At 59.9% G+C, this 12169-nt stretch carries 18 protein-coding genes and 1 pseudogene; 7 read left to right on the top strand and 12 right to left on the bottom strand.

Annotated features, from left to right (window positions below; translation table 11 throughout):
• Positions 1–81 precede the first annotated feature (81 nt).
• The 3 genes and pseudogenes from BLV09_RS01465 to BLV09_RS01455 form a co-directional block, all read right to left on the bottom strand.
• Positions 82–797: pseudogene (locus BLV09_RS01465) on the bottom strand (IS5 family transposase).
• 117 nt (positions 798–914) lie between these two features.
• Positions 915–1094, bottom strand: a complete 180-nt coding sequence (locus BLV09_RS01460; protein WP_100382723.1) for a hypothetical protein — start codon at positions 1092–1094, stop codon at positions 915–917.
• Between the two features lie 168 nt (positions 1095–1262).
• Positions 1263–2003: an outer membrane protein gene (locus BLV09_RS01455; RefSeq protein ID WP_146686070.1), complete on the bottom strand. Its 741-nt coding sequence runs from the start codon at positions 2001–2003 to the stop codon at positions 1263–1265.
• 368 nt (positions 2004–2371) lie between these two features.
• Here BLV09_RS01455 and BLV09_RS01450 point away from each other — a divergent pair, with 368 nt between their 5' ends.
• From BLV09_RS01450 to BLV09_RS01440, 3 genes are all read left to right on the top strand, one after another.
• Entirely contained in the window at positions 2372–2581 is a 210-nt protein-coding gene (locus tag BLV09_RS01450; protein WP_100382725.1) for a cold-shock protein, read from the top strand.
• Between the two features lie 99 nt (positions 2582–2680).
• On the top strand, positions 2681–2950 hold the full coding sequence (locus tag BLV09_RS01445; RefSeq protein WP_146686069.1) for a hypothetical protein: 270 nt from the start codon (positions 2681–2683) through the stop codon (positions 2948–2950).
• Between the two features lie 213 nt (positions 2951–3163).
• The gene (locus BLV09_RS01440) at positions 3164–3328 is read left to right on the top strand and encodes a Flp family type IVb pilin (protein WP_100382727.1); all 165 of its coding nucleotides are present in this window, start codon (positions 3164–3166) and stop codon (positions 3326–3328) included.
• 254 nt (positions 3329–3582) lie between these two features.
• Here the strand turns inward: BLV09_RS01440 and BLV09_RS01435 are convergent, their stop codons facing one another.
• The 4 genes from BLV09_RS01435 to BLV09_RS01420 form a co-directional block, all read right to left on the bottom strand.
• Entirely contained in the window at positions 3583–3924 is a 342-nt protein-coding gene (locus tag BLV09_RS01435; RefSeq protein ID WP_146686068.1) for a hypothetical protein, read from the bottom strand.
• Between the two features lie 150 nt (positions 3925–4074).
• Positions 4075–4305 (bottom strand): hypothetical protein, encoded by a 231-nt coding sequence (locus tag BLV09_RS01430; protein WP_100382729.1) that lies wholly within the window; start codon positions 4303–4305, stop codon positions 4075–4077.
• 204 nt (positions 4306–4509) lie between these two features.
• Positions 4510–4806 (bottom strand): hypothetical protein, encoded by a 297-nt coding sequence (locus BLV09_RS01425; protein WP_174556515.1) that lies wholly within the window; start codon positions 4804–4806, stop codon positions 4510–4512.
• A gap of 73 nt (positions 4807–4879) precedes the next feature.
• Positions 4880–5005 carry a peptidylprolyl isomerase gene (locus BLV09_RS01420; protein ID WP_100382730.1) on the bottom strand — a complete coding sequence of 42 codons (126 nt, stop codon included), beginning with the start codon at positions 5003–5005 and terminating at the stop codon, positions 4880–4882.
• A 132-nt stretch (positions 5006–5137) separates the two neighbouring features.
• On the opposite strand from BLV09_RS01420, the gene BLV09_RS01415 reads away from it, so the two are divergent.
• Complete coding sequence (locus BLV09_RS01415) at positions 5138–5605, top strand: PaaI family thioesterase (RefSeq protein ID WP_146686067.1); 468 nt, start codon at positions 5138–5140, stop codon at positions 5603–5605.
• A gap of 18 nt (positions 5606–5623) precedes the next feature.
• Here the strand turns inward: BLV09_RS01415 and rocD are convergent, their stop codons facing one another.
• The 4 genes from rocD to BLV09_RS01395 all read right to left on the bottom strand — a co-directional run bounded on the left by rocD (position 5624) and on the right by BLV09_RS01395 (position 8267).
• A complete protein-coding gene (gene rocD, locus BLV09_RS01410) occupies positions 5624–6838 on the bottom strand; it encodes an ornithine--oxo-acid transaminase (RefSeq protein WP_146686066.1) in 1215 nt (404 codons plus the stop codon).
• Between the two features lie 172 nt (positions 6839–7010).
• Positions 7011–7502, bottom strand: a complete 492-nt coding sequence (locus BLV09_RS01405) for a hypothetical protein (RefSeq protein ID WP_146686065.1) — start codon at positions 7500–7502, stop codon at positions 7011–7013.
• Between the two features lie 186 nt (positions 7503–7688).
• Complete coding sequence (locus BLV09_RS01400) at positions 7689–7910, bottom strand: biotin/lipoyl-containing protein (protein ID WP_433994459.1); 222 nt, start codon at positions 7908–7910, stop codon at positions 7689–7691.
• A gap of 51 nt (positions 7911–7961) precedes the next feature.
• On the bottom strand, positions 7962–8267 hold the full coding sequence (locus BLV09_RS01395) for a GlsB/YeaQ/YmgE family stress response membrane protein (RefSeq protein ID WP_100386983.1): 306 nt from the start codon (positions 8265–8267) through the stop codon (positions 7962–7964).
• A gap of 283 nt (positions 8268–8550) precedes the next feature.
• On the opposite strand from BLV09_RS01395, the gene BLV09_RS01390 reads away from it, so the two are divergent.
• The 3 genes from BLV09_RS01390 to BLV09_RS01380 all read left to right on the top strand — a co-directional run bounded on the left by BLV09_RS01390 (position 8551) and on the right by BLV09_RS01380 (position 10123).
• On the top strand, positions 8551–8826 hold the full coding sequence (locus BLV09_RS01390; protein ID WP_146686063.1) for a hypothetical protein: 276 nt from the start codon (positions 8551–8553) through the stop codon (positions 8824–8826).
• A gap of 233 nt (positions 8827–9059) precedes the next feature.
• On the top strand, positions 9060–9737 hold the full coding sequence (locus BLV09_RS01385; protein ID WP_100382736.1) for a Crp/Fnr family transcriptional regulator: 678 nt from the start codon (positions 9060–9062) through the stop codon (positions 9735–9737).
• A gap of 158 nt (positions 9738–9895) precedes the next feature.
• The gene (locus BLV09_RS01380) at positions 9896–10123 is read left to right on the top strand and encodes a hypothetical protein (RefSeq protein WP_146686062.1); all 228 of its coding nucleotides are present in this window, start codon (positions 9896–9898) and stop codon (positions 10121–10123) included.
• Here the strand turns inward: BLV09_RS01380 and BLV09_RS01375 are convergent.
• Complete coding sequence (locus tag BLV09_RS01375) at positions 10115–12160, bottom strand: pyrroloquinoline quinone-dependent dehydrogenase (RefSeq protein ID WP_146686061.1); 2046 nt, start codon at positions 12158–12160, stop codon at positions 10115–10117. The two genes, BLV09_RS01380 and BLV09_RS01375, sit on opposite strands and share 9 nt — an antisense overlap.
• Positions 12161–12169 lie beyond the last annotated feature (9 nt).

The following is a 12169-nucleotide window of genomic DNA, read 5'->3' as shown; positions in this document are numbered from 1 at the left end:
ACAGGCCGTCGCTGGTCATTCAGCGGCGGCTTTTTTGCGCGCATCCCATCGGGACAGCATCCCGCTAGGTGGTGTGGACATTTACCGCAGCCATAGGGCAATGGCGGCGAGAGTAACGACGGCCCGATAATTTCGTGCCGTTTTCTCGAAGCGTGTTGCGACGCGGCGGAACTGTTTGAGTTTTGAGAAGCAGCATTCCACGAGATGGCGCTGGGCATAGAGATGCTTGTCGAGCGGATATTTGAGCGCACGTGACGGGTTGTTGGGGATGACAGCGAGCGCCCCCTTGGCGGCGATGGCTTGGCGCAAGTGATCGGCATCATAGGCCGCATCGGCCATGACGACCTCGGCGGGTAATCCCTCGATCAATGCGGCGGCTTGCGGTGCATCGCCCTTCTGACCCGCGGTAAGCGTGAACCGCACGGGACATCCCAAGCCGCGAACGGCCATATGTATCTTGGTGCTCAGGCCACCGCGCGAGCGGCCGAGCGCCTGATCTTCAGACCCCCTTTTTTCGCCCCGGCCGCGTGCTGATGCGCCCGAACGATGGTGGAGTCCATGACCAGATATTCGAAGTCCGGATCATCGGACATCGCCTCGAAGATCCGCCACCAAACACCCTTGATGCTCCATCGACTGAAGCGCCGGAATACGCTGTTCCAATCCCCGAACGTCTCCGGAAGATCACGCCAGGGAGAGCCCGTACGCACGATCCACAGCACGCCCTCCACGAACATCCGGTTGTCGCGTCCAGTCGACCCTTTCTGGTCGGGCCGACCTATGATCAGCGGCGCCATCCGCTCCCACGCCGCGTCGCTCAAAACCAAACGGTCCATCACACCCAAGGCTGCCTCCCAAAAAGCAGCCTTGAATCTGATTTGCTCCTAAAAGGGAATCCTTAGAGTCCACACCACCTAGTGCGTGGTGGCGTTGTCGCCGGCCTGACTGTCGCGCTGCCAATCCTCAATGTCGGCAAGCCTTACCCAGTATTCGGCAATGCTCATCAGGCGATGGGCTTCGCTGGCGTCCCGCTCCTTGTCGGCCTGGCGGGCGACCCGGGCAGCCCATTTCCTGAAATCCGGTGACTCGGACATACCATCCCTCTAACCCCCGACCCAGTGGTTACGACTCAGGGACGGCCCAACAGGTTCAATCACCTTTCCTCAACGACTGGTGAACGATCGGGTATGGCGATCCGCGCGAGAATAAAAAAGCCCCGGACGATGCCCGGGGCTTTTTCTTTGTCTGCGGAGAAATCCAGGTCAGTATTTCGCGACCACCGGGCCGCCCCAGCCGAAGCGGTAGTTGACGCCGGCTTTGACGGTATCCACGCGCAAGCTGAGCGCAATGGGATCGCCAAGGGTTCCTGCCGGCGAGGTTACGGAGTCGAAGTCGTAGTGCATGTACTCGATCTTGGCGCTCCAGTTGGCAGCGAAGCCATATTCGAGGCCGGCACCGACCGCATAGCCCCAACGATCGGCATTGTAGACGCCCGTCGTCCCCGGAGCGGGCAACGCGCCCACAACCGACAGGGCGCTGTAATGTGCGTTGGCATACCCTAATCCGCCCGTTGCGTAGAGCAGCACCGGTCCGGTTGCCCAGCCGACCCGTCCGCGAAACGAGGCCAGGTCACGCGTATTGGATGCGCAAGAGGCTATCGGGCTTGGGCAAGGCGCGGACCCGCTGATGTTGGCCCAATCGCCGTCGGCCTCGACGCCGAACACCCACGCTCCAGCCTGCCAGTTGTAGCCGACCTGACCGCCTGCCAGTGCCCCCGACGTATCGTGGCTGGTGGTCGTCCCAAACAGGGTGGAAAATTCACCCGTGTGTCCCCAGCCGCCGCCGCCGTTAACGCCGACATAGAAGCCGGTCCAATTGTAGACGGCTTCGGCCATCGGCGGAGCCTTGGTGTATGGACGAGCCGCCAGATCAGCCGCGGATGCTGCGCCGATAAATCCAGCAATCGAAAGTAATCCCGCCCCGACGATGGCAAAACGCTGCATTTCCAGTCCCCAGCATGATCAAAAAAGCGCCAACCGCGTTCTGCATGAAATTCTGGTGTGAAGACAGCGGCTACCAGCCCAGATTGTATTTTACGCCGCAATGTTGCCCAAATGGCACGTTTGCACGCAGCCGGCCGGCCTGTTTACTCGGCGCCGAAAACGGCCCAACCCCCGGGCGATACGCACCCAACCACGTTTCAACGGGGTTGTATTTTCAATCAAAAGTCTATAGATTGGCGACATTCGATTAGCCGCTGTGCCTTGTTGAACGCGCCTGCGGGCTCTTTTTCCAGTGACATCGTCAAAATTGAATTGAATCGCGTGATGGTCATGCGAGTTTTTGCGCGTGCGCGCTTTGGAGAAGAGACATGCCGACAGGCACAGTTAAGTGGTTCAATGGCCAAAAGGGCTTCGGATTCATCCAGCCTAATGACGGCGGCAATGACGTGTTCGTACATATCAGTGCGGTCGAACGGGCGGGTCTTACCGGTCTGGCCGAAGGCCAGAAGGTGAACTTCGAAGTCAAGGCCGACAAGATGCGGGGCAAGACCAGCGCAGAGAACCTCTCGCTAGCCTAAGCCCTTCGCGCCATTTCACGGATGTACTGAAATGGTGTTGGCTGCCCGCTCGATCCAAGGGTTGAGCGGGCTTGGCCTGACGGCAAGCTGGAGAGGCACATGACCGGCAAGAAACCTGGTGACCTCTCACCCGAAAGCATCGCCAGGGCCAACCGGCAACGCGTCGCCGCCGAGGAAGGCGTGCGAGCCATGGCCGAGGTCGAACGCCAAGCCGTTGCAGTCCGCAAGAACATGGAACGGCTGCGCGTCCTGAGAAAAGCCAAAGAGGCAGAAGCGGTCGAAACCGAACTGGCTACTGGCGACACCGTCGCGAACACCAAGCGCAAGAAGCGAATTTCAAAGGCTGCCCAGCCTTCAGACCCCAAATAAGCCAGTCTTCCGGCTTCTTGCGGGCACCCTCGCCGAGCCTTCCGCTGCGACACCCCCAACAAATGTCCAAACTCGCCTGTTGAAATTCAAAATCGATCAAGTATCGATTTTGACGATAAAATTGCAGAATCGAAGTTTACTCAACTTTAGATGGTCCGCCTGTAAACCCCCGGCGCTGCGTCACGTCGCAGAGTTCCCAGGAGGAGGCAGGCTTTGAAACGCACTTTTGTTAGATTTTTGGCTGATGAATCTGGTGCCACTGCAATCGAATACGGCCTTATCGCCGCGGGTATCGCACTCGCCATTATCGCTGTCGTCAACGGCATCGGCTCCAATCTCAATACCCAGTTCTCGTCGCTCAACAGCTCGCTGAAATAAAAACGTCTCGCCTTTGGTGCGCGCTCTCGGAACAGCCGTCGCCGGTAACCCCTGCGGCGGCTTCTTTCTTGGAGAGGCCGCTTCGGCCGACAGCCGCAGCTTCACTGAGGCTTCCGTGAAATCCCGCGGGTAACCTCTGGTTCGCACCATCTCGGCAAACCGCAGCCCCGAACCCGCCGGTAAGAAAACATGAACCATAAGAAGCGCGAATCGGCATAGCTCGGCAACCCGCCGGCATCCATCATCGCCTTCAGCTAAAACGACGCAATCTCCGCTTTTTCAGGCTGCTGATCGGCTTCACCTGGCGCCAGGCCTAGCCGAAGTTCCTTTGCGGTAACGAAGCGCGCGCCGACCCGTTCGCCCCGACGCCAGATCAATGAACATACCCGGAGCACCTCGCCGCCCGAGGTGAATGCAAGACCGAACAGTTTCGGCACCGCCAGCGCGCCGACATCCAGGCAAACCCCGTCGTCGGAAACATCGACGATGGTGCACTCGATCCATGGCGCCTCGGGCGCCGGGATCAGAAATCCCGGAGTATGCAGGTCGACCCGGATGCCCTTGCGCCTGCCGCCGTCGTTGCGGTGTTTCGCCATCGTAGTCCTCGCGCGCGAGGATAGGCAAAAATGCTTCAGCAGCCGTTATCGGGAAACGTCAATTCCCGCGAAATTTTACGGAAGGCCGGTTCCAAGATGTCCGCAACAGACGCGATCACATTTTTTGAGCGATGTCGGGACCGAAAGGTTTTAGTCGGCGCTCCGCAACCGCCGCATCGTGAACTCGATATCGCCGCCAGGCAATTCGCGCCAGCTTTCGACACCGCTCATATAGGCGGCCTTGGGATAGCGGGAGAGAAAATCACGCGCCTTGGTCCGGGCCTTGTCGCGCGGCAAAGTGAAGGTCTCGCGCAGATAACCATCGTCCGGCTTGCGGCGGCCGGCCATACGGTCTGCCAGATCGCGCGGGCGAAAGGCCATGTCGCCAACTCCAACACATCACGACCGGCTCAATATAGGGCGCGCGGGCGCCGGTCCCCAGCCCCCCTCGGCCGGCTCAGCCGGAGAAATCGAGGTGTCGAGGGACCAGATGACCGCGGACGCCGCGCCGCTATTTCAAATATTGCTGGATCAACCGGCCGCAAAAGCCTGCACGGGCGCGGCGGCGTCCGCCGGGTTACGCGTCTAGTTCGCGTTGCTGCCGGTTTTGATGCGTGGTTTTGCGGATGGCTGCTTCGTGGGAGCCTGGCTGGCGGAAGTCTTCGGCGTATCCGAGCGCACATTGCCCCACGGATCGGAGGAAACCTTGGCGTCCGGAATTTTTTTCAGCGATTCCTTGTAGGCCTTGTCTCTCGCCTGCTCCGCTTCAATCTGGTCAGGCGTCTTGGACGCCGTTTCCGGAATCAGATTGATGTTGGGCATCTGCGCGTAAGCCGGGCCCGTCAGCAACGCCATGACTGCCGCTGCGCGTAGAAACTTCATGGGATGCTCCCTGCATTTTCCCCGGAAATATATCATTGCGCCGGCCGCAACGCCAAGCGCCTCCGCCAGCGCGCTACAGGTTATCTGACTTGCAGGATTTAGGCAGCCAATCGTCCCAGATCGGGCCGCATTTGGTGCAGCCGTTGAGCAGCAGACCCATGGCGATCACGCTAAAAATCAGTGCCAATCGTCTGAACATCGTCCACCACTCCTGCTACCCCGATTATACGACCTCAAGCCCGGCATTTTCAAGCCGAACGGCCGGCGCCTTTTTTGCGCGAATACCTTCTAGGATAGACAGAAACATACGGACAAAGAGGAACCGGCACTCATGCAGCAAGAGACGAGCTCTGGCGAGGAATTCGGCATCGAGGAAGCAAGGCGCGTCCTCGGCCAAGTGTTTGCGCCCTGGGTGCAGGACCTCAACCTGTCGATCGATCGCATCGACCACGTGCCGCCGCCCGATGCCGTATCCGACTGGCAGCCGGGGGCAATCCTTCGCATGCCGTTTTCAGAGCGTCTGTGCCGGAACGGCGGCATGGTTTGCGGCCAGGCGCTGATGGCGTTCGCCGACACCGCGATGGTGATTGCAAATCTGGCGGCCAATCGCGGGTACCGGCCGATGACAACAGTCGATCAAACCACCCACTTCATGCGCGCGGTCACCTCGTCCGACGTGATCGCCGACGCACGGGTGATTCGTCTCGGGCGCACCATGAGTTTCGGGCGCGTCACGCTGATGAGCGCCAGCGACAACAAGCCGGTCGCAATGGTCTCAAGCGCATTCGCGATGCTGTGAAGAACGTGCGCCTGCCCCTCACGAGAAATCCTGCTTCAAAGTAGCGTCGATCCGCTCCAGCGCCCAGTCGACCTGATCGCCTGTGATCACGAGCGGCGGGGCGATGCGGATCGTGTGTTCATGGGTATCCTTGGCAAGGATGCCCATGCCCTGGAGTGCCTCACAGTAACGACGTGCCTCGCCCGCTTCCGGGTGAAGCTCGACCGCCAGCATCAGCCCGCGTCCGCGCACCTCGCGGATCGTATTGGCGCGGATGCTCCTCAGGCCGTCGAGGAAGCGCGCGCCCTGCACGGCTGCATTCTCGATCATCCCCTCCTCGACAAGCACGCGCAGGGCTGCGCGTGCCACTGCGCAAGCGAGCGGGTTGCCGCCGAAGGTCGAACCGTGCTGGCCGGGTTTCAGGGTACCGAGCACCGCATTGTTCGAAAGCACGGCCGATACCGGATAGAAGCCGCCGGACAACGCTTTGCCGAGCAGCGTCACGTCGGCTTCAATTCCTTCGTGCTGCTCGGCGAGCAGTTTGCCGGTGCGGCCGAGCCCGGTCTGGATCTCGTCGAGGATCAACATCACGTCATGCGCGGTGCAGAGTTCGCGCACTTTGGCGAAATAGCCTGATGGCGGGATGATCACACCAGCCTCGCCCTGGATCGGCTCGACCAGGAAGGCGACCGTATTCGGCGTGATTGCCTCCTCCAACGCCTTGGCGTCGCCGAAGGGGATGATCCGAAAGCCCGGCGCGAACGGCCCGAAATGGTCGCGTGACGCCGGATCGGTGCTGAAGCCGACGATACCGAGGGTACGTCCATGGAAGTTGTCGGCGCAGACGATGATCTCGGCTTGCCCGTCCGGCACCCCCTTCACCTCGTAACCCCATTTACGCACGGACTTGATCGCGCTTTCCACCGCCTCGGCGCCGCTGTTCATCGGCAGCACCTTGTGCGAACCGGTGAGCTCCGCGATCTGCTCGTAGAACGGCGCCAGTTGGTCGTTGTGGAAGGCCCGCGAAGTCAATGTCAGCTTGCCCGCCTGCTCCACCATGGCGGCCAGGATCTTCGGATGGCAGTGGCCCTGATTAACCGCCGAATAGGCGGAGAGGCAGTCGAGATAGCGGTTGCCTTGCGTATCCCACACAAAGACGCCTTCGCCACGGGACAGAACGACACCGAGCGGCGCGTAGTTCTGGGCTCCAAAGCGCGCTTCGGTTGCGATGAAATCAGGGACCGGTGAACTCATCTTTCGTCACTCCAGTTGCAGCAAACTGGCACCGACCGGGTTCTTCACCTGCGCTGATCACGATCCCGGGCATCAGCCTGCCCGCATTGAATCGCTGCAAGGTTCAGCTTGCCAAGCGCGGCATATTGATCGCGGAGAGATTCTGTCTTCGTCCGCAGCGGTCGATGCTTGTTCACATCGGTAGTGTGTCGCGGACCGCGCCTCCCTCATTGTCCCACCGGCACAAAGCCGCAGCGTCGCTGCGCGTACCGTCGATTGGAGTCAGTTCGCTGCGAGCGGCATCATCCTTGTGCTTGTGCAGAAAGCGGGCAATCTGTCCCCGAAGCGCCACCGTATCCAACAATTTTCCCACGGATTCGGCGGTGTCGAAGACCTCCCGTTGCAGCGTCGTCGGCAAGCTGTTCCATTGCATGATGACCGCCGCCCCAAGGCATCGCAGAACGTGCTCTTCCTCGGCAGCAAGGGCTGCGTCACGGGATTGGTCTTGCTCCGTGACGTGCACCGCATCGTTATAATCGTTCGCGAGCCCCTGCTCGCTATCCGACAGCCAGGCGAAGCGATCCTTCAATTCCTGAAATTCGCGGCTTTCCTCGGGGCTGGTCGAAGTCCTGACCAGTTCGCCGTACTCGGTCGCTTTTGCACGATAATGCTTTGATTTGAACATGCAGAGCCCTTTCGTGGGAAGTCTCCGCGCAATCCGACCAATCTCGATGGTTGATCGGCATCAACGAGAATATAGAGATCAAGGGATCGAATAGCGAGCCTGCTGGCGCGAATTTCTCACAACTTGGAATCTGGATTGCGCCTGGAGATCGCGACCGATAATGCAATCCTGCGCCCAGCATGGCGATCAGTATGTCGTAACCGTTCCAAGCAAGATGTCAGGCCCGACGCCTTGCCCATCCCTGACCAGGATTTCTGACAGGATGCCGGTTATGGGTGAACATACTTCGTGCGTCGTATTGCCGATTTCGATTTCAACAACAGGCTCGTTAAGACTCACGGCATCGCCGGTACGCTTGAACCAACGTCCGATCGACGCTTGAGCATCGAATTTTATGGTCGCCGGCACGCGTATTTCCGTGATCGTCACGATACTCGCTCCAGGTTTCAAGAACTGCGTCTACCAGCGGTTCCGCCATCCTCCGCTCCAGCGCCCTCCCCATCGGCTTCTTCCGCGGACCAGCCTGATGATCAGAAGAAGCACTATCGCCCCGATCGCGGCATTAATGATCGCCGAGACAATGCCCGAACCGAGATAGATTCCGAGCTGCGGAAGTATCCAGCTCGCAATGAAGGCGCCCGCGACTCCCACGACGAGATCGCCGAGGAGGCCCAGGCCTGTACCCTGAACGATCTGGCCCGCAAGCCAACCGGCGGCGATGCCGACAACCAATATGACGAGAAGGCTTTCGCCTGACATGTTCATCCTTGCGTCCTCACTGTCGGACAGCCCAGGCGGTAGCACCACCACAGGTTTTCAAGAGTAATCCTGAGCGAGGGCAGATACTGTACAAAATTGCTCAGATGCCGCTCGTTTGCGCGACGTGCCGCTCACTAATGGGTGTTGACCAGTTTATGGCAAACCTGTGCAATTTTGCTCAGCATGAGCAGGCAACGACAGATATGTTGTCGCAACGGGCCTCCAGACTCACCAGCGAGTCCAATTGGCTTGACTGCCAGCAATGCAGGCTCGTCCAGGACATCTCACTTTGACCATCAGGACAACGCGGACCACCGCTTCGTTCAGTAGCCCATTCACCCTTCAGGACCTGGAGGGCGTTCAGCCTGCCGGTGAATATGTCGTCCTCATTGACGACGAACTGATCGAAGGGCTGTCACGGGTTGCCTATCGGCGATTGGTGACACTGTTTCAAACGCCGGCCATTTCCGCCTCGCAGCGGCAGACTCAATCGTTTTCGATCAGCCAAACGAACCTCGACGCCGCGCTCATGAAAGACCGCCATCAAACGATCGTGATGCACTGAGCGCATGTGAACCGTATCTTGATTTGTTGGATGCTGCCGGCGCTCGTGATTTCATGGAACCGAAGATGCGCTCGTTCGCGATCTGATTTTCCAGACGGCAGCGGCGGTGCATTCGCGAGGCCGCAGGAGCCACGAAATAGTTCGTGCAGATTTTAGCTAGGCTCGCTGTACTTCGTTGGCCCGGCGGGCGCCAGACCTGTTAGACTGGGGCCTTAACGGGCACTGAGGATTTCATGCCAAAAGCGGCGAAGAGCTTATTCGACCCCAAAACCTTTCTCGCCAAAGTTGGCGAGGGCAAAGCCATATTGACATTCGACAAGAACCAGATCGTCTTTGCGCAAGGAGACGTCGCCGATACAGTTTTCTATATTCAAAAAGGAAGGATCAAGGTTCTCGTGGTTTCCGAACAGGGCAAGGAAGCAGTGGTCGGAATCCTGGAAACCGGACAGTTCTTTGGCGAAGGATGCCTCAATGGTCATCCCTTGCGGATTTCAACAACGACGGCCTTGGAAGAATGCCTGATCACGTCCATCGCGAAAGACGCCATGCTGATGGCGCTTAAAAACGAGCCAAAATTTTCAGAGTTGTTTATGGCGTATCTTCTTAGTCGGAATAGCCGCATCGAAGAAGACCTGATCGACCAGTTATTCAATTCCAGCGAGAAGCGGCTCGCGCGCTTACTGCTGCTCCTGGCAAATTTCGGAAAGGAAGGCACCCCGCAGCCCATCACGGCTCATGTCAGCCAGGAAACGCTGGCGGAAATGATCGGCACAACGCGCTCCCGTGTCAGCTTCTTCATGAACAAGTTTCGCAAGCTCGGTTTCATTACCTATAACGGAACGATCGAGGTTCATAGTTCGCTCTTGAACGCGGTCTTGTACGATAAGCCAGAGATAAAGCGGGACGAGTGAGGTGGCAGGACGGAACGATCGAGCCTCTTTGAGGTGTCTGCTCGTCGCGGAACATTAAGCGCGTCGTATCGTTGCCATCGGGGCAGTCTGCTCCGACAGGAATATGAATAGATTCAATTACGTCAGGCCATTTGTTCTGTAGCGACGTGAGGCGGTTAATGAGAAAGACAATTACACTTACCGAAGAAACTCAGCCGAGAAAAATCCAAAGAGCGGATGTAGCGCCCGCCGAAGGCTTCTCGCTGGTGGTCGACGGTCACTTCAAGGCTCACTACGATGACGAAAAGGCTGCTAAAGAAGTCGGCGCCGAGTTGTTTGGCAGGTTTCCAATGTTGCAAGTCTTGATTTACGATGCTGCGACGAAGACGCGGTCCCCGTTACAATAGCTTGCCGATCGCCATGCTGGTTTGCTGCGATTTCATGCGGCGACGCCAGCGCCACCCGAGAACAATCACAACGACGATCGCGAGCACGACCGCCATCGCCTCGCCCAGGAAGCGCCCGCCGGGCCGGTCGATCGTACGCGACCACAGCGAGGGCGCTTCGCCCTGCCGCGCCAGACGGAAGGCCACCACACTGTCGCCGATCGACGTGCCGACCTCGGAATGACCGCCGGCGGCAATAAGCACATATTGTTCGCCCTTCCAGAGGTACGTCATGGGATTGGCGATTCCGGGGACCGGCAGCCTGCCCTGCCAGAGCTCTTCGCCGGACCTGGCATCGAAGGCGCGCAAGTAGGCATCCATCGCGCCGGTGAAGACCAGGCCGCCTGCGGTAATGACGACGCCATTGACCAGCGGCGTACCCCACTTGAAGGCCATCCCAAGCGGTGCGCGATCCTCCGTGCTGCCAACCGTCGAGCGCCAGAGAATTTTCCCGGCCTTCAGGTCGAGCGCGACCAGCGTACCCCATGGCGGCTTGTTGCAAGGCAGGCCGAACCGCGACATCGCGACCGCGCGCGTCATCGCAAAAGGCGCGCCGCGCTGCCGTCCGAAGTCCACGCCCGGGGGAGGCTTGAGACCTTCGGCTTCCACGCTCGGTATCAATTTGACGAGGTGCACGGCGTAGCTGGTGTTGGCGTAGACGATCTGGTGGACGGGATCGAACGCAGCGCTACCCCAGTTCACGCCGCCTCCGGTCATCGGATAGATCACCGTGCCTTGCGTCGAAGGCGGCGTGTAGAGGCCCTCGTTGCGCACGCCTGCAAGCTGCGCATCGCAGGAAGGGCTGCCGATGACCGGCAGCGGCTTGAACTCGTCCGCGAGCGAGAATTGCTGCGGCACCAGCGCCGGCAGGTGGGTTGGAAACGGCTGCGTCGGCGAAAGCTGCTCGCCTTCGGCAGCCCCCTGCGGCACGGCGCGCTCCTCGACCGGCCATACCGGCTTGCCGCTGTCACGGTCGAGCACGAACACGAATCCCTGCTTGGTCGGCTGAATCACGACGTCGCGCATGCCGTCACCCGTATCGATGCGCGCCAGCGTCGGCTGTGCCGGCAGGTCGTAATCCCAGACATCATGATGCACGGTCTGGAACGACCAGACCAACTCTCCGGTCTCCGTGCGCAGTGCGACGACGGAATTGGCATGCGCGTCATTTCCCGGACGCTTGCCACCCCAGAAATCCGGACTGGGCGACGAGGTCGGCAGGAACACCAGCCCACGCGCCTCGTCCGCCGACATCGGCGCCCAGACATTGGCTGTGCCCGCTTCAATGCCATCGTGATCGAGCGGATCCCAGCTCCAGCGCGGCTGCCCGCTCCGCGCATCGAAGGCGCGCACGGTCCCGGCCGGTGCATCGACACGCACATTGTCCGAAATCGAGGAGCCGACGACGACAACACCGCGGCTCACCACCGGCGCCGACGTGATCTGAAATTCGCCCGGCCATGTGAGCGGCTTTCCGATGTCGAGCTTCACCTCGCCATGGGTGCCGAAATCGACGCAGGGGATGCCGGTCCTGGCGTCGAGTGCGATGACGCGGGCATCATTGGTGCCCATGAAGATTCGTGCACGGCAGGCCGCGTTTTCGGCGGCCTGATCATCGACCCAATGGGCGACGCCGCGGCAGGCGTAGCGGTTTCCCGGACGCTGGGTGGTGCTGATCTTTGGATCGTATCGCCACTTCTGTTCGCCGGTGCCGGGATCGAGCGCGATCACCTCGTTGAACGGCGAACAGAAGACGATGCTGTCCTCGACGAATAATGGCGTCGCCTCAAATTTCGTGCGCGCCATCTGCGCCGCATGGGACTCAAGATCGCCGGTGCGAAATTCCCACGCGCGTACGAGATTGCCGACATTGGCCGGCGTGATCTGGTCAAGCGGCGAAAACCGCGTGCCGCCACTGTCGCCGCCCCAATATTCCCAGCCGAACGCCGGCGTTATCGCGAACAACAACAAGGCAAACAGGCGAGCCAGCGTTCGCATGTGACCGTC

This window comes from Bradyrhizobium canariense, from assembly GCF_900105125.1.
In the GTDB taxonomy this organism is placed as follows: domain Bacteria; phylum Pseudomonadota; class Alphaproteobacteria; order Rhizobiales; family Xanthobacteraceae; genus Bradyrhizobium; species Bradyrhizobium canariense_A.
Note: the sequence above shows the minus strand (reverse complement) of the source record. Positions and strands in the feature narration are given on the sequence as shown.

Bases quoted from the DNA above. Each gene is read 5' to 3' on its own strand.
- BLV09_RS01420 (WP_100382730.1), bottom strand. From the start codon at position 5,005: ATGTTCAGACGATTGGCACTGATTTTTAGCGTGATCGCCATGGGTCTG.
- BLV09_RS01455 (WP_146686070.1), bottom strand. From the start codon at position 2,003: ATGCAGCGTTTTGCCATCGTCGGGGCGGGATTACTTTCGATTGCTGGA.
- BLV09_RS01460 (WP_100382723.1), bottom strand. From the start codon at position 1,094: ATGTCCGAGTCACCGGATTTCAGGAAATGGGCTGCCCGGGTCGCCCGC.
- BLV09_RS01380 (WP_146686062.1), top strand. From the start codon at position 9,896: ATGAGAAAGACAATTACACTTACCGAAGAAACTCAGCCGAGAAAAATC.
- BLV09_RS01395 (WP_100386983.1), bottom strand. From the start codon at position 8,267: ATGAACATGTCAGGCGAAAGCCTTCTCGTCATATTGGTTGTCGGCATC.
- BLV09_RS01435 (WP_146686068.1), bottom strand. From the start codon at position 3,924: ATGGCGAAACACCGCAACGACGGCGGCAGGCGCAAGGGCATCCGGGTC.
- BLV09_RS01425 (WP_174556515.1), bottom strand. From the start codon at position 4,806: ATGAAGTTTCTACGCGCAGCGGCAGTCATGGCGTTGCTGACGGGCCCG.
- BLV09_RS01375 (WP_146686061.1), bottom strand. From the start codon at position 12,160: ATGCGAACGCTGGCTCGCCTGTTTGCCTTGTTGTTGTTCGCGATAACG.
- BLV09_RS01445 (WP_146686069.1), top strand. From the start codon at position 2,681: ATGACCGGCAAGAAACCTGGTGACCTCTCACCCGAAAGCATCGCCAGG.
- BLV09_RS01450 (WP_100382725.1), top strand. From the start codon at position 2,372: ATGCCGACAGGCACAGTTAAGTGGTTCAATGGCCAAAAGGGCTTCGGA.
- BLV09_RS01430 (WP_100382729.1), bottom strand. From the start codon at position 4,305: ATGGCCTTTCGCCCGCGCGATCTGGCAGACCGTATGGCCGGCCGCCGC.
- rocD (WP_146686066.1), bottom strand. From the start codon at position 6,838: ATGAGTTCACCGGTCCCTGATTTCATCGCAACCGAAGCGCGCTTTGGA.
- BLV09_RS01415 (WP_146686067.1), top strand. From the start codon at position 5,138: ATGCAGCAAGAGACGAGCTCTGGCGAGGAATTCGGCATCGAGGAAGCA.
- BLV09_RS01385 (WP_100382736.1), top strand. From the start codon at position 9,060: ATGCCAAAAGCGGCGAAGAGCTTATTCGACCCCAAAACCTTTCTCGCC.
- BLV09_RS01405 (WP_146686065.1), bottom strand. From the start codon at position 7,502: ATGTTCAAATCAAAGCATTATCGTGCAAAAGCGACCGAGTACGGCGAA.